This is a genomic window from Pedobacter sp. ok626 (genome assembly GCF_900100435.1).
In the GTDB taxonomy this organism is placed as follows: domain Bacteria; phylum Bacteroidota; class Bacteroidia; order Sphingobacteriales; family Sphingobacteriaceae; genus Pedobacter.
In genome coordinates, this window is the sequence record NZ_FNEX01000010.1 from 65,547 (window position 1) to 81,886 (window position 16,340).

10 protein-coding genes are annotated in these 16,340 nt (G+C 41.1%); 9 read left to right on the plus strand and 1 reads right to left on the minus strand.

All coding sequences use genetic code 11. The annotated features are described in order from the left end of the window. Positions 1-2: 2 nt before the first annotated feature. The 7 genes from BLS35_RS15005 to BLS35_RS15035 all read left to right on the plus strand — a co-directional run bounded on the left by BLS35_RS15005 (position 3) and on the right by BLS35_RS15035 (position 12,434). The gene (locus BLS35_RS15005) at positions 3-1,424 is read left to right on the plus strand and encodes an Ig-like domain-containing protein (RefSeq protein WP_090782442.1); all 1,422 of its coding nucleotides are present in this window, start codon (positions 3-5) and stop codon (positions 1,422-1,424) included. Between the two features lie 22 nt (positions 1,425-1,446). Next, entirely contained in the window at positions 1,447-2,739 is a 1,293-nt protein-coding gene (locus tag BLS35_RS15010; protein WP_254778893.1) for an alginate lyase family protein, read from the plus strand. A 99-nt stretch (positions 2,740-2,838) separates the two neighbouring features. Then, positions 2,839-3,855 (plus strand): LacI family DNA-binding transcriptional regulator, encoded by a 1,017-nt coding sequence (locus BLS35_RS15015; RefSeq protein ID WP_090782444.1) that lies wholly within the window; start codon positions 2,839-2,841, stop codon positions 3,853-3,855. A 76-nt stretch (positions 3,856-3,931) separates the two neighbouring features. Beyond that, positions 3,932-4,822, plus strand: coding sequence for an ROK family protein (locus BLS35_RS15020; protein WP_090782446.1), 891 nt, complete (start codon positions 3,932-3,934; stop codon positions 4,820-4,822). A 1-nt stretch (position 4,823) separates the two neighbouring features. Further along, positions 4,824-7,568 (plus strand): heparinase II/III family protein, encoded by a 2,745-nt coding sequence (locus BLS35_RS15025; protein ID WP_090782448.1) that lies wholly within the window; start codon positions 4,824-4,826, stop codon positions 7,566-7,568. Between the two features lie 74 nt (positions 7,569-7,642). Further along, complete coding sequence (locus BLS35_RS15030; RefSeq protein WP_090782450.1) at positions 7,643-11,740, plus strand: hybrid sensor histidine kinase/response regulator transcription factor; 4,098 nt, start codon at positions 7,643-7,645, stop codon at positions 11,738-11,740. Between the two features lie 130 nt (positions 11,741-11,870). Next, positions 11,871-12,434: an RNA polymerase sigma factor gene (locus tag BLS35_RS15035; RefSeq protein ID WP_090782452.1), complete on the plus strand. Its 564-nt coding sequence runs from the start codon at positions 11,871-11,873 to the stop codon at positions 12,432-12,434. A 53-nt stretch (positions 12,435-12,487) separates the two neighbouring features. On the opposite strand, the gene BLS35_RS28185 is transcribed toward BLS35_RS15035, so the two are convergent. Continuing rightward, a complete protein-coding gene (locus tag BLS35_RS28185; protein WP_254778895.1) occupies positions 12,488-13,774 on the minus strand; it encodes a DUF6266 family protein in 1,287 nt (428 codons plus the stop codon). A 413-nt stretch (positions 13,775-14,187) separates the two neighbouring features. Here BLS35_RS28185 and BLS35_RS15045 point away from each other — a divergent pair, with 413 nt between their 5' ends. Both BLS35_RS15045 and BLS35_RS15050 read left to right on the plus strand, forming a co-directional pair. Further along, positions 14,188-14,793: an RNA polymerase sigma factor gene (locus tag BLS35_RS15045; protein ID WP_090782454.1), complete on the plus strand. Its 606-nt coding sequence runs from the start codon at positions 14,188-14,190 to the stop codon at positions 14,791-14,793. Between the two features lie 160 nt (positions 14,794-14,953). Further along, on the plus strand, positions 14,954-16,204 hold the full coding sequence (locus BLS35_RS15050; RefSeq protein ID WP_090782457.1) for a FecR family protein: 1,251 nt from the start codon (positions 14,954-14,956) through the stop codon (positions 16,202-16,204). The last annotated feature ends 136 nt before the right edge of the window (positions 16,205-16,340 follow it).

Genomic DNA, 16,340 nt, shown 5'->3' on the forward strand with positions numbered 1-16,340 from the left:
ATATGAAACGAATTAAATCTATATATAGCTTGAATGTTGGACTTTCGCTTATGAGCTTTGTCCTGCTTTTCTGCATTTCTTCATGCAAGCAAAGTGGCTGGGTGGACGAAATAGCCAAAGAAAATACTTTGGTGAATGTGCTTTCCGTCAATCAGGATGCTAATGTTCCATTACTACTTGGCAAGGATACAACTTTAACCATATCATCCAGTCCACAATCACCTACCAATGGTAAGCTGCAATGGAGCAGTGCGGATGAAAGCGTTGCCAAAGTTAGCCAAAATGGTGTGGTAACTGCAGCCGGTTTGGGTACTACAACAATCACAGTTCAATCCACCGATGGAGGGTTACGTAAGGCAAGTGTAGAGATTACAGTGATCGACAAAGTGATTTATGCCACTAGTATTGTCGCTAGTCCTGTAGCATTAAATACCTATCCAAAAGTGAAAACTACCATAACCACTACGGTACTCCCAGTCAACACCACTTATAAAAGGTTAATTTGGTCCAGTAGTAGCCCAGGCATTGCTACAGTAGACCAAAGCGGAGCGGTAACCGGTGTTGCACCAGGCACGACTAATATAACTGTAAAGCCTGCCGATGGCAGCAGTGCAATGGCGACAGTTGCTGTTACAGTAATCGAAGTAGTGCCCATACAGACCATTAATATTAATACCGTATTAACGGATGGTATAGCAGTAGATGAAAGATTGGTTATAGATTATGGAGTATCTCCGGCAGCAGCAACCAAACAGCTCGTTAACTGGACCAGTAGTAATACTAACATCGCAACTGTAACTTCCACCGGCATTGTTACTGGTGTGGCTATCGGACAGGCGGTTATTACAGGAACCAGTACCGATGGTGGCAATGTAACTACTACTTTAACCATTAACGTTATGGAAGGCAAAATCAACGATACCTTTACTGATGGGGTAACTCCAAGATGGATTGCTTCTTCGAGCGGATCTACGGCTGCAGTTCAAAATAACGTGCTTTGGATGACAATGAATAATCCTACCGGACCAAGTCGCAGAGGGGACTTTAGGCGGACAAATACTACGTTAAATATTGGTAAGTATCCGGTTATCGCCTTTAAGTTCACACGTCCTTTGCCCGTAAATGGTAACGTGTTTTTTGATACCAACCAGGGGAGATGGAAACAGACTACAGGAGGAGGAAATAATGTGATGCCTTCTTTAACCGGTAAAGACGGGCTGACAGTTTACTATGCGGATATGGCTGCGAGCAATACCTTCGGCACAAGTGGCTTTACCCTGCCAACTACTGCAGCTTACACTTTTAGTCAAATTAGTGTAGGTGTGGCTGATATGCCCATAGCACAAAACCCACTGTCGCCTTATCCGGTGTATTGGATAAAAACATTTAAATCGGTAGCAGAGCTACAAGCATATATCAATTAATAAGAAAACTAATTATTTTGTCATGATTAAAAATATTGTTAAAGTCGCTATTCCTGTTGTGTTTTTGGTTATGGTGGCAATGTCCTGCAAGAAGGACTTTTACAAGCTGGTGAATCCCCAAACTGAACAGGTTAATGAACCGGTCATTACAGGTAAGTTAGCAATTATACATCCTGGAATGTTACATACAGCTGCAGACTTTACCTTTGTGAAATCGAAAGTGGATGCTGGGTTGGCTCCATGGAAAGATGGCTACGATAAACTGAACAGTAGTACTTTACTGAATCTAAGTTACACTGCAAGCCCTACGGTAAAACTGATCCGTGGAGGAGGATCTTTGGAGGAACCTGAAGCGGACAATTACGCAAATGCTATGCGTGATTCGCATGCGGCTTACCAGATGGGATTAAAATGGAAATTATCCGGTGATGACCGGTACGCAGCTAAAGCCGTAGAAATATTAAATGCCTGGGCACGTGTATGCAAGTCGATAAGCGGAGACAGCAACAAGGCTCTCGCCTCTGGGATTTATGGTTTAAGTTTTGCCAATGCAGCTGAACTCGTTAGAGGATATAGTGGTTGGGCTGTTGCAGATTTTAATACCTATAAGCAATGGATGCTGGACGTTTTTTATCCAGTGGCCTCAGACTTTCTGCAACGCCATAATGGTACCTGTCCCTCGCATTATTGGACAAACTGGGATGCTGCAAATATGTGCGCGGTAATGGCCATCGGGATTTTGACTGACGATATGGCTAAAATAGAATTTGCGATTACATATTTTAAAAGAGGTGTAGGTAATGGAAATATAGATAATGCCATAACATCTACTCACAATGTGAACGGGGAGGTTCTTGGGCAGGGACAGGAAAGCGGCAGAGATCAGGGACACGGTGTTTTAGTGATCTCACTGTTGGGGTCGTTCTGCCAAATGGCATACAATGTTGGCGAAGATCTTTTTGCATATAAGAACAACAAGTTTTTATCCTTGTGCGAGTACACGGCAAAATATAATTATACAGATGCAGGCGGTGCTTTTCCTTATACAGTTCCATTTAGCCCTTACGTAAGATATTTTAATGCGAACTGCGCGAGTTCTGAAACCCTTACTGAGGTTTCTGCTGTATCGCGTGGAGATGTAAGGCCTTCCTGGGAGCTTGTATATAACCACTATGCGAAGCTGAAAGGCGTCGGCGCTAAATACAGTCAGCTTTTTGCAGAGAAAGTTCGCCCTGAAGGGGGAGGTAGTCAATATGGCCCGAATAGTGGAGGATATGATCAGCTCGGCTTTGGAACTTTAATGTATTCTAAATAGTCTTTTTGAATTCTGCATATTCAAATGTAGCCATCTGTTGTAAAACAAGATGGCTACACTTATATACATAGTCCATCTCATAAAAAATAAACTATAGCAATGGCAAAGAGATTATCGATAAGCGATATTGCTGCTGAACTGAATATATCAAAAACCACCATTTCCTTTATCTTAAATGGTAAGGCAAAAGAGAAACGGATCAGTAATGGGCTTGCAGAAAGGGTGATGAAATATGTCAAGCAAAGGGATTATAAACCCAATCAGCTGGCCAAAAGTCTAAGTACTGGAAAAACGATGATGATTGGTCTGATGGTAGAAAATATCTCCGATTATTTCTTTGCCCAGGTTGCTTATCACATAGAAGAATTAGCCTACCGTAATGGATACCGGATCATTTATTGCAGTACAGATAACGACTTGCAGAAAACTCAGGAGCTGATCAGGATGTTCAGGGAGCGACATGTCGATGGTTACATCATTACTGCTCCCGCAGGCCTGGGAAAGGATGTACAGGGCTTAATGGATGATGGTTTGCCCGTAGTACTGTTCGACAGGTATTTGAAAGGTGTAGACACCAGTTATGTCATCCTTGATAACTATAAGGCAAGCTACGATGCTGCCAAATATCTGACGGGACAGGGCTTTGAAAATATTGCTTTTGTTGAGCTGGATTCTGATCAGAGCCAGATGCATGATCGCCGCGAAGGCTATTTGCAGGCAATTGCCGACGCGCAGCTTGTGCCGCTAATTAAAAAGATCGCGTTCAGCAGTGATTTTGACCAAAAGGTAAAAGAGCTGGTAAAGTTTATCAGTAAGAACCAAGGGCTTGATGCCATTTTTTTTGCAACAAATTACCTGGCCTTCAGCGGTATTAAGGCACTAAACCAGTTGAAAATGCGTACTCCTGAAAATGTAGCTGTAGTGGCATTTGATGATCACGAGGTTTTTAATATTTACTCTCCAACAATAACGGCTGTGGCCCAGCCGATTAAAAAACTGGCGCAGCAGTCCATCAATGCCTTATTAAAAATGCTGGACGCTAAAGCCAGTCCGCAAACTTTAGAAAAAATTGAGGTGGCTGCCGAATTGATCATTAGGGACTCTACTCAGGTGTAAAGTATGGATAAGTTATTCATTTTTTTTGAGTATAACTTTCCCATTGAGGTGTCTTAAAAGAAATAAATAATTACAGATGCTTCTTTTTGAAAAACGATTAATAGTTGGGATAGATATTGGCGGTTCACATATAACCGCAGCTTTAGTTGACCTTGAAAAACAATGTGTGCTGGAGGAATCAAGAGTCAGGAGCCGTGTAAATTCAAATGGTCCTGCGGAAGAAATTATCAATACCTGGGTTGAGGTATTAAAGGAGGTGATCTCTGGCGCTCCTTCTGAAATTGCAGGCTTAAGACTGGCTATGCCTGGTCCTTTTGATTATGAAAATGGTATTTCTTTGATCAAAGGAATGAATAAATATGAATCCCTTTATGGCCTGGACATCAGAACATGCCTGGCGGAACATCTCTCGATTCTCCCTCAGCATATTTTATTTCGCAATGATGCTGAAGCTTTCCTCCATGGGGAGGTTTTTTGTGGTGCTGCGAAGACAAATCGTATAGCAATTGGAATTACACTTGGTACAGGCTTGGGCTCAGCTGTCAGCATAGCTGGGATCACGAAGGATGCCTGTCTTGGTGTTTCTGCTTTCAAAGATGGTATAGCGGAAGACTATATTTCTACGCGATGGTTTGTGAAACGCTACCAGGAGCTGACCGGTAAAAAAATAGATGGAACGGAAGCCATGGTCGAATTATATCATCTTGAACCAGCGGTTAAAACAGTTTTTGCAGAATTTTCATTGAATTTGTCGACGTTTTTAGCGTCATTTATCCAGACTGAACAACCTGAAGTGGTGGTCATCGGAGGGAATATCGCTAAAACACATAACTTGTTTCTGGATGATGTAAAAAATCACTTGCAGCAGCATGGTCTGGCAACCCCGCTTAAAATTGCCGAGCTTTGGGAGGCAGGAGCCCTGCTTGGCGCTGCCTATTATTCCCCAGCTGAAAAAATGATAAATTAACATGAGGAAAAAAATATATACCCTGATCATTGCTGCACTGCTTACGAAGGTGACGATGGCGCAGCTCATCCCATTGCCTGCTGATTTACCTAAAACTCATCCCAGACTGATGACGACTGCAGCGGGTAAAGATAATGTACAGAAACAGATTAAAGAGGAAAAATGGGCCCAGGAGGTATTGAAAGGTATAAAAAGTCGCATCGATAAATACGTTGATCAGCATGTTACTGATCCAACCTGGATGCCTTCCAGATTAATGATGTATTGGAAAAGCAGAGCTACAAATGTATACATTAAAGGCGGGGTATATTCACATGCAGATGGAACGGCGCCTGTACCAACTGTTCGTTTTGGTAGTAGCAGGGGGCAGGCCAGCGTGTACAGCAGACCAAAGTTGGAAGACATCATTCCTTATATGGATGACACCAAAGGCGTATATTTTCACAACACAAAAAAGGCTGGTATGCCTTTAGAATGGGGCGAACAAGCTAATGCCTCAGGTATAGAAAGCATTAACGAACAGATTATGGGATTGGGGAAGGATGCTGCTTTTATATACTGGCTTTACGGTGATGAAAAGTACGCGAAATTTGCCTACGCTATTTTTGACACCTATATGATGGGGATGTATTACCGAAATGAGCCTGTTGATTTAAACAACAGCCACGCCCAAACATTGGTTGGTTTATCAACCTTTGAAGTGATCCAGGAACGCATTTTAAATGAGCTTGCCTATCTGTATGATTTCCTGTATCCATATGTAAGCTCAAAATATAAGGACAAAACAGATCAATATGAAGCTACATTAAAAAAGTGGATAGACATTACGATAAAAAATGGCGTTCCCCAGAATAACTGGAATTTGCATCAGGCCAAATTTATCCTGAAAGTAGCCATGGTTCTGGAGGAAAACAAAAAATATGCGGATGGCAAAGGGCGTGAGTATTACATTGATTATATCTTAAACAAAACTTCAGCCCGTCAATGGTCACTGACTAAATTTATGCAATATGGTTACGATGAAAATACTGGTGTCTGGGCCGAATCACCTGGTTATTCACAGGGGGTGACCAAAGACCTGACAAATTTTATCCGTGATTATGACAATACCTTTAACCAAAATTTGTTGCCTTATACACCTATCATGGTGAAAGCAGTCGAAATGCTGCCACAATACCTGTTTCCCAACGGAGATATTACCGCTTTTGGCGATACACATTATGGACCGATTTATACAGAAGCTTTTAGCGATATGGTCAGAATGGCCCAAAAGTATAAGCAAAAAGAAAATGAAACTACGTTTACCAGAATGTATCGTTTGTTCGATCCCAAAGCTGCTGAAGGAAAATCAGTTACCGGTAATCTTGCACCTCAGGTAGCTTCTTTTTTTACCAGCAAGCCACTGAAGCTAGACAAACAAATCACATCGGGGAAAATCCAGGACTTCATTACGCAGACGTTTTATGCACCTAATGTAAGCTGGTTTGTGCAGCGAAGCGGTTATGACGACAAGAAGAATGGATTAATGATTTCGCAGAATGCATCGCTCGGGAACCACATGCATGCAAATGGGGTTTCTATAGAATTGTATGGCAAAGGCTTTGTACAGGGGGCAGAATCGGGTATCGGATCAACCTATTTCCAACCGGATTATAAAGAATACTATTCGCAGTTTCCTGCGCACAATACCGTGATGGTCGATGGCATATCCGCCTATCCGGAAATGTTAAGCAATCATGCATTTGATCTGTTAAGCTGTTACCCGAAGCCGATGCAAAAAGACGGCTACTACGAAGATATCACGTTTTCTGATGTGTACTTTTTAGAACCGGAGAGCCGGAGCGATCAAAACCGGTTTTTAAGTATCGTGCGGACTAGTGGATCAACTGGCTATTACATCGATATTTTTCGTTCAAAAAAACAGCGGCAGGGTGATAAATTTCATGATTATTTTTACCACAATCTGGGGCAGGAAATGAAGGTGACAGATGTAAATAACCAAGCCCTGATGTTGAAGCCGAGTGAAGAAATGGCCTTTGCCGGTGGGCATCTGTTTGCATTGGACTACATGTGGGACAAAAAGTCGGTCACTACCGATAAAGATTACAAGGCCGAATGGAAGATAAACATGCCCGATGGCGACCATGTCTATATGAATCTCTGGATGAAAGGGTACCCGGGAAGGGAAGTGTTTTCTATCAAATCGCCCCCTACCAAGGCCTTCCGGAAAGAAGGCCATGGACTTCCTTATGATGTGGAGAAGGCGCCGTTTTTAACGATTGCGGCACGTCAGCATGGTGAGGCATGGAATCATCCTTTTGTTTCTGTTTTTGAGCCAAGCACTGAAAAAGAAGGTAAATCTATTGAATCGATTTCTTCGTTTACACCCGATCATACGTCAGCTGATTTTGTCGGCCTCATCGTAAAAGGTAAAACTGGTAGAACAGATTATATTTTCTCATCAGTAAAGGATGAAGCAGTAGTCTATAACAGCATGTCAGCTAATGCTACTTACGCAGTCGTAACTGAACAAAATAAAGATTACACGCTTTTCCTGGGAAATGGTATCGAGTTAAAGGGAAAAGGATTTACGATAAGCGCAGCGGAAAAAACTTCCGCGGTGCTTACTTGTAAAAATGGGGTTTTTTATTTCAGCTGTGAGGCCCCTGTTTCAGTTATTAATAGTAAAGGAAAGGTATTCAGGTTTAATCAAATGGCTTATCAGAAGATTGCAATAACCCCATAGTGAGGAAGACTTTTGGAACCGGGGTTACAATACAGATAAAAATCTCCTATTGTCACAACGTTTGATTATTTTAGATGCCAAGATTTCGAACTGACGTGCATAAAGCCTTTATAACTTTTCTTTTACTTTTTTCTGTGTTATTTAAGAGTGCGGCACTTGATCCACCTACGGTGCGGCGTTTAGACATAGAGAATGGGCTTCCCAATAACTTTGTAAGATCGGTCTATCAGGATAAAAGAGGTTTCTTTTGGTTCGGAACCAAAGATGGGCTGAGCCGTTACGATGGTTATGGTTTTAAGGTATTCAGAAACCAGATCAACAATAAACTTTCACTGGTCCACAATATTATTCACAGCATTAACAGCGATTCGTACCATAATGTTTGGATTGGTACCAGGCGGGGAGTAAGCGTTTATAACGATTTGAAGGGAACGTTCAGAACGGCAGCGTTCCGTGACTTTACAACAGGTAAAGTGGCTTTAATCACCGACGTCATCAGGGAAATTAGTCCCGGTCCTCAAAATACCATGCTTATTGGCAGCGAAGGTCTGGGTTTATTGGTATGTAAAAAAGGCTCCGTTATTGCGGAGCAAATTCCCCTGGTTTTGAATGGCATCCCGACAACCTCCTATGGCGTTCAATCCGTAAAAGTAGACAAGGATGGGAAGGTGTGGGCGTTCGCCCAGAACCTTGGACTTTGTTACCTTGATCCGCAGAGCGGTAGGCTGATCCTTTGCGATAAAAAGGTAGGACTTGCCATCGCTATGGCCATCGCAGATCAACAGATTTTTATCGGGACTTTTAATGGACTATATCGTTACGACATTAAAAAAAAAGAAATGCTGGAAGCGCCTGGTCCGCACAATGAGCTCGCAGCCGTTACCATTTCAAGCATAACGCCACAAAAAGATGGGGAGCTTTATCTGGGCACCAACGGCGATGGAGTATATATTTATTCCCCTAAGCGAAATGCTGTCGAACGGCTTTCGGTAGGAAAAAATGATAACGGACTGAAAGGGGAACAAATATTTTCCATATTCATCGACAATAATTCCAGAAAATGGATCGGGACTTCTTTTAGTGGGGTAACCATTGTGGATCCTCTTAAGAAGACCTTTAGGACCTGGTCACAGAATCCAGGAAATAACGCGATATCTGCTTTTCTGGAAAGGCCGGATGGAAGTTTGTATATTGGGACTGATGGAGCTGGTTTGAGTATTTGGGACAGGAAGACTGATCGCTTTACTAATTTCAGGAAGTCCACTGATCCCCGGTCAATTTCTTCTGATCTGGTCACGACGATGATTTCCGACCATCAGGGACAAATCTGGATGGGTACTTTCACTGAGGGGCCTAATAGGTTCGACCCGGTTACCAGAAAATTTACTCGGTATAAGCTGATCAATCCTCATACCGGTGCCGAAATGAAGGTTGCCTTTACAGTTTTTGAAGATAGGGACAGGGACATTTGGGCAGGAACGCTTCGAAGGGGAAGTGTGTATGGAGCACTTTACAGACTAAACAGCTCAACCGATAGTTTTGAACTTTTTGATTTACGGCTGAGCGATCTATTTACCATGATGCAATCAAGGGACGGTACGATTTGGGGGGGGACCCTTACCCAGTTGGTTAAGATTGACAAAGTAAGAAAAGATCATGTTTTCTATGATGTCGGGTATACCGTTAGGGCTATCTATGAAGATACGAATGGACTGCTTTGGGTTGCAACCGAAGGAGGTGGACTTATTTTATTCGATCCGGTAAAAGGCAAGGCTTTATCGCGGTTTACTACTGCTCAAGGGTTGAGTAACAATTCGATATTAACCCTTATAGGGGATAACCAGGGGAATCTTTGGATGAGTACTTATTACGGGATATCGGCTATGGATCTGAGGAAACGGACTTTCAGGAATTTTTACCAGAGTGACGGGCTGCAAAGTAACCAGTTTCAGGTTAACGCCGGCCTCAGGCTCAAATCAGGTGAGATCGTATTTGGTGGCATAAAAGGCTTCAGTATTTTTAATCCTCACCAGATTGTACCTCCCAGCCCCCAGCCAAATCTCTTTCTTACTGATATCACCATCAACAATGTTCCTCTGGAACAAAAACCAGATTTGATCCTGAAGACGGACAAGGAGAACATAAAGGAGATTAAGGTGCCTTACGACCAGGCCGTATTCTCATTTGGTTTTACCGCGCTGGAATATTCCTCGCCAGACAAAATCTCTTATCAGTATATAATGGAGGGCTGGGACCGTGGATGGAACAATTCAGGAACGGACAGGAAAGCGATCTATACCCACATTTCGGAAGGCAGTTATGTTTTTAGGGCCAAGTGTACGAACGCAGTTGGGAAATGGGGAGAAAAGGAGATTGCCCTGAAGATCACTGTGCTGCCCCCTTGGTATAGAACGTGGTGGGCCTATCTGGGATACTTCTCTGTCGTAGCTGCCCTTCTGTATATTTATCAGCGATACAGGACAGCCCAAACGAGGCTGGAATATGAAGTGAAACTGGAACGCATCGCCCATGAGAAGGAAAGACTAGTCAATGAGCAGGAAAAAGCGCTTACAGAAAAACGCATGTCCTTTTTTACTAATATTTCGCACGAATTCCGGTCCCCACTCTCACTGATCATCAATCCGATTAGAGATCTTATCAAAAAGGACATTTCCAGCGGGCAGGGAAACGCTGATGAGCTCAACATGATACAACGTAACGCAAAAAGAATGCTAACCCTCGTGGATCAGCTACTGCTCTTTCGAAAAGTTGACGCTGGTTTTGACAACATCCAGGCTTCCAGATTGGATCTGAATAAATTATGCAGGGAAGTTTACCTTTGTTTTACCCAACAAGCGGCTTCAAATCAGATTGATTACACCTATGATTCTGTAGCCAGTGATGCGATGGTATACGCTGACAAGATTAAGATAGAGATCGTACTTTTTAATCTGCTATCTAATGCGCTCAAATACACTCCGCAAGGTGGTAAGATAGCGGTAAGACTTATGGATACTGATCAGGAGCTGATACTTGCTGTGGAGGATTCCGGGCCGGGTATTCCAGAGGCTGCCGGAGACAGAATATTTGAGCGTTTTTACCAGGCGGAGCGAAGCGAAGGAGGTTATAAGTCCGGTTTTGGAATAGGCCTTTATTTGGCTAAGCAGTTTATGGAGTCCCATCGCGGTAAGATCTCCTATGAGAATCTTAAGGATGGTGGAAGCCTTTTTCGCATCATTCTGCTTAAAGGAACGGCGCATCTCAATAATATAGTTACAGTAGATGATCAACCGGGATCTGAATTATTTACCGAGTTCGATGCTGCGGTCGAATACGAACAATTGGATAGTGAGATGGTCATCCTTGAAAGCAATGTGGTTAGCGACAGGCAGTCTATTTTAATCGTGGATGACGAACAGGATATCAGAAAATATATAACAGGCTTATTTAAGAGTTCTTATATTGTCTACGAAGCGGAAAACGGGGAGCAGGGACTTGAGCTTGCCAGTACAAAGCTTCCTGACCTGATCATAACTGATTACCGGATGCAGGGCATCGATGGGATTGAACTTTGTCAGAACATCAAATCCAATCCGCTGCTTTCTTATATCCCGGTGATCCTCCTTACGGCCAGTTCATCCCAGGAGATCAAGCTTAAAAGTGTTCATGAAGGCGCAGATGATTACATCAACAAGCCCTTCGAGCGTGAATACCTGATAGCAAGAGTTGCCAATCTCCTGAAGAACCGTAGCAATCTGCAGAATTATTTCTTTAATGAAATCACACTTCAGTCAAATTCAGTGGTGGTTTCTGAGGAATATAAGAAATTTCTGGATACCTGTATACAGGTTGTAGAAGTGCATCTGACGGATTCTGAATTTGGTATCAAAGCACTCGCAGAGGAGGTGGGAATGAGCCACTCTACTTTGTATAAACGTGTGAAATCCATTTCCGGACAATCGGTAAATTCGTTTATCAGATTCATCAGGCTGCGTAAGGCTGCAGAACTCATGATCAATTCAGATCATAATGTAACTGAGGTAGCCTTCAGGTCTGGATTCAATGATGCCAAATATTTTGGAAAACAGTTTTCTAAGCTGTTTGGGCTGACCCCCTCAGAGTTTATTAAAAGGCATAGGAAATCTTTTAATAACCGGTATAAAATGAAATAATAGCCTCAAAAAAATGGGTTTTTTGCCATGCTAAACCGGTTAGTCGAAAATGCACTCCTATTGTATGAATTTATACCCCTCTTTTTTTTAGCTGGTCCGCATCTTCGTATCAACCAAATATTGATACGCTATGATGTCGGAGAAATTGATCGCTTTGTGGAACGGCTCGCTTGCCGGAAGTGAAAAGGATTATGCAGTTTTACATGCCAATCTTTATCCTAAACTGTTTATTCATGCATCCAGAATGCTCAATGATAATGATCTTATAAACGATCTTTTACAGGACCTTTTCACTAAATTTTGGGTAAACAAGGAAAAGATAGGACTAATAAAAAACGTTGAGGGTTATTTCTACAGGTCCACCCGATCAATCGTATTGAATCATATACGTTTGGAAAAGCAACGAGAATCAAAAATGGTGCGTATGCCAGAGCCTGGGATTGTTTCTTCTACAGAAGACATTATTGTTTCGGACGAGTCACAGCGGTTGACAAAACGTCTTGTACAATCTGCACTGAACAGGCTTCCCGCAAAACAAAAAGAGATACTCAATATGAGGTTCTATGATGAACTGACTTACCCGCAGATTGCCGTGTTACTTGGAATCCGTTATCAATCTGTTATCAACCATGTATATAGAGCCGTTCAATCTCTAAGACAAGTTTCTGAACTGTCTGCTAAGTACGCGGCCTAATGAGTATCCATAAACGATCTCTTTTTTGGAGGAAAAGCAAGTTGTCCTCGATTTTATTGAATTTTATCTAAAATGATAAACACCTCTGAACCTGCTCTTTGTGCAATACTGTTATAGCATTTTTCCATAGTCTTAATTTGAAAATAGGGGTTGAAAATAGGGCGGTATTCAGCACTGGAGCCACCAAATGGAGGGCCTTGTTGTTCAAACGTTTTGTCAAAAAGTAATCCGATTATTTTTCCTTTTTCATGGAGTAACGATGCTGTCTTTTCAGCATATTCTTTTCTTCTGTTTGGTGAAATTGCACAAAAGAATGTTTGTTCGATGATGAGATCGTATTGTCCTTTATGCTGAAAAAAATCTTCAGCCAATACCTTTACTTGTGGATTGTGCTCAAATTTATGACGTATTTTTTTAACGGCTTCCGGTGATATATCGATTAAAGTAATGTTCGTGAATCCATTCTCTACTAAATATTCCGCTTCATAGGCGTTGCCACAACCAGGTATTAATAGGGCAGCGTTCTTATTGGGATATTGGTCAAGATATTGGCAAATGGCTGGTGAAGCATAACCAATATCCCAGCCAGTCGCATTGCTTAGCCATTTGGCGTCCCAATATTGCTTGCCGGATAGCTTATCTTGAGATTGTTCTGAATCCCGTTCTGTTGATATTTCCATGGTGTTTAAATCTAAAGTTTCCATAACAAGGTTACCAAGGTAAATACTGTTGCTTAAACTTCTTCTATCATCTGCAATAAAAGACATATAGACATGAAGTTTCATGCCTTTTACTTCTGCTGGTAATTCTAAAAAATCTGTCTCTTCTGTCATACGTGCACCGGAAAACAGGTAATATGATTTTCCTGTTTCTTCTGCATATACCAATAACATTGCTCGTGCGCTTCTGTCGCTCCAGTTTAATGCGGTGTCGTAAGTCCAGTTAAAGCGAACACCATTGTTTTCGGCTATTGCAATTGGGTTTAATGGCAGCTCAATGGTTCCCTGAGTTAAACGCGCTGCAGCGTAGTTAATGCTGATGTCAGGATATTCGCCTTGAACTGCATGTAAGAGTTGGTAGGATTTAGCTGCATTGTTGGGCGAAATGGGTTTACCTTCGGCAGCTTCTTCAAAGCCTATTCGAACATAATCCGTCATACTGTTGACGAAATTATTCACTACTTCCATTCTCTTCCTTTGAATTTTCTCTTTTGGGCTTGGGGGACTTGTACGCTTTCTTTTCTTTGACCTAACATAAGCTACTCCATACCTTACATAACCCTCTACTGGACCGAGATTACCATTGAAGCCACCCAAAATACCGTTATTAATTCTTGCCATAGTTTTTTGTTTTTTTTCTAAAAGTATGCACTAAGCTGTTGATTGTCAACTCGCATGCTTTTGATTGCTTGTACTTTAAAGCAATTTAATTCACAGTATATTAACGGATGTTAATCGGATGCTACTCGGCTCCAGTCGGGCAGTGTCCGAGTAATATCCGGGTAAATGCCGGGTATAGGCCGGGTTTATAGGATTAACTGAAAGGAAACTTTTAGGCTGAAATCCTTAGTTGTAACATTCTGGTTGCGAAACAGAAAGTCTGTTTTTTTTAACAAATGTTAAAATATTTTAACTTTTTTTGATCGGTTGACTCGCTGTTCTATACCCATGTTATTGAAGTAGGAGCCGCATTGGGGGGAACATGATGATTGTTATTATATTTGTCCTGCATGAGCTATAGTAACATGTGATGTATGAGTAGTAAAAACAATACCGAAATAGAACATGGGGGAAAGGAGGCTTTTCACAAAGACGATGAAAACCTTTTGCGGTATTTTTTTGATTTACACCATAAATCTTTACGTTATTTCGCTATAGGATTGGTAAGTAATGATGCTGAAGCAGAAGATATTGTAGCTTCCTGCTTTGTGAAATTATGGCAATTTAGGGAACAGTACTCAGATCCAACTAAAATTAAAGCCTTTCTTTATATCAGTTGCCGAAATGCTTGTTTGGATTACCTAAAGAAAAATAAGAGACGTAACGGCTGGCAGGATGAGTATTTAAGGCAGCTTGAAGGTGATGATGAAAGGATACTTCAAAGAGCGGCAGAATCGGCTTATCTGGATATCATTAATAGGGAAATAGAAGAACTACCCGAAAAATGTGCTGAGGTATTTAAACTGCTTTATTTTGAACATAAAACAACAGATGAAATTGCCAATCAGTTAAATATCTCTGTTAAAACGGTTCGTAATCATAAAGCTAGAGCAGTTAAGCAGTTGCGGTATGCATTTGTAGAGAAAGGATTATCCGATGCTATGATGTTTGCCGTTATCTTATTCCTTAATAGTAAATAAGTTAAATTTTATTTTTCTGATAATCAGCTGTTTATTTGTATTCTGTTTTTTTATGTGCAAAAAAAATGATTTTTGACTAGGCGTTTGGAGGAAATGTCGTTTTTATGTTTTATAAGCGCTTAAATGATTAGTATTTAAGTTCGAATCCATAGCGATAATTATGAAACATACTGGAATGTTTGAACATGAATTTGATATGGCCTTACTTTTCTCCGCTCATGTTAAAGGAGAACTGGATGCTCAAGGACAGAAACAACTCAATGCCTGGCTTAATGCAAGCCAAGGTAACAGAGAACTGTTTGATAGTCTAATGCATAAAGAAGAATTGAAAAAGAAACTGATCAGTTTTAATGAAGGCAATTCAGAAATAATATGGGGCAAAACATTGCAAAGCCTTGTAACTTTAAATATTCAAGAGGATCATCGGAATATTTTTACCGCAAAAAATCAGACAGTCAAACTTTGGAAGCGGATAAGTATAGCAGTCTCCATTATAATTGCATTGAGTGTAGGAGGATATTTTTTCATTAAGGGCCTAAATTATTTTGGTTCAGATCAGCAGATTGTATTAACTATTAATGACAATGCTCCTGGACGTAATAGAGCAACATTAACCCTTGCTAATGGCAAGGCTATTGCGCTTAGTGATACTAAAACAGGACTTGTAGTTGGATTGACAGATTTAACCTATAATGATGGTAGCTATATAGATGTTAAACAGGAAAACCAATTATTAACGGCTTCAACACCGCGCGGAGGTACTTACCAAATTACTTTATCAGATGGGACTCGTGTATGGTTAAATGCAAATAGTAAGTTGATCTTTCCGTCTAAATTTAGTCCTTCACAACGAAAAGTTCAGTTAATAGGAGAAGCTTATTTTGAAGTAGCCAAAGTAATGATTAAAGATAGCAGAATGCCATTTGTAGTCGTTACTGATCAACAGGAAATTTCTGTTTTAGGTACTCATTTCAATCTGAATAGCTATAAAGATGAGGGTGTTGCGAAGACTACCCTGCTTGAAGGTAGTGTGAAAGTCTCTTTACTTTCATCTTCCGGGAAAGCTAGAGCAATAGGCAGCGTTATCCTAGGTCCGGGACAGGAGGCTGTCTTAAACAAGAATTCTGAATTAAAGGTAACAGCAGCTGATGTAGAACAAGCTACTGCATGGAAAAATGGCCTGTTTTATTTTAAAGATGCTGACTTAAAAACTATTTTACGCACATTTTCGCGTTGGTATGACATTGATATAGTGTATACGGGCTCACTTAGTAGTCAGAAATTTTCAGGAAAGCTGTATAGAAATGTGAATGCTTATCAAGCATTGGAAGTCCTAAAGTTATTAGGATTGGACTTCGTTTTGGAAAAAAAGAATCAACAAATACCACAAAAGATCATTATTAAACCTTAAACAAACCAACGAAATATGATTAAAAAATTAACTTGAAATTTTATCGAAGGGAAACGGAAAAATTACGGAGGTGTTACTAGCACCTCCGCATAAAATCTGGGCCGCCCAATTAAAGGGTATAAAAACAATTCAACTA

Bases quoted from the DNA above. Each gene is read 5' to 3' on its own strand.
- BLS35_RS28185 (WP_254778895.1), bottom strand. From the start codon at position 13,774: ATGGCAAGAATTAATAACGGTATTTTGGGTGGCTTCAATGGTAATCTC.
- BLS35_RS15010 (WP_254778893.1), top strand. From the start codon at position 1,447: ATGATTAAAAATATTGTTAAAGTCGCTATTCCTGTTGTGTTTTTGGTT.
- BLS35_RS15025 (WP_090782448.1), top strand. From the start codon at position 4,824: ATGAGGAAAAAAATATATACCCTGATCATTGCTGCACTGCTTACGAAG.
- BLS35_RS15020 (WP_090782446.1), top strand. From the start codon at position 3,932: ATGCTTCTTTTTGAAAAACGATTAATAGTTGGGATAGATATTGGCGGT.
- BLS35_RS15015 (WP_090782444.1), top strand. From the start codon at position 2,839: ATGGCAAAGAGATTATCGATAAGCGATATTGCTGCTGAACTGAATATA.
- BLS35_RS15030 (WP_090782450.1), top strand. From the start codon at position 7,643: ATGCCAAGATTTCGAACTGACGTGCATAAAGCCTTTATAACTTTTCTT.
- BLS35_RS15005 (WP_090782442.1), top strand. From the start codon at position 3: ATGAAACGAATTAAATCTATATATAGCTTGAATGTTGGACTTTCGCTT.
- BLS35_RS15035 (WP_090782452.1), top strand. From the start codon at position 11,871: ATGATGTCGGAGAAATTGATCGCTTTGTGGAACGGCTCGCTTGCCGGA.
- BLS35_RS15050 (WP_090782457.1), top strand. From the start codon at position 14,954: ATGAAACATACTGGAATGTTTGAACATGAATTTGATATGGCCTTACTT.
- BLS35_RS15045 (WP_090782454.1), top strand. From the start codon at position 14,188: ATGAGTAGTAAAAACAATACCGAAATAGAACATGGGGGAAAGGAGGCT.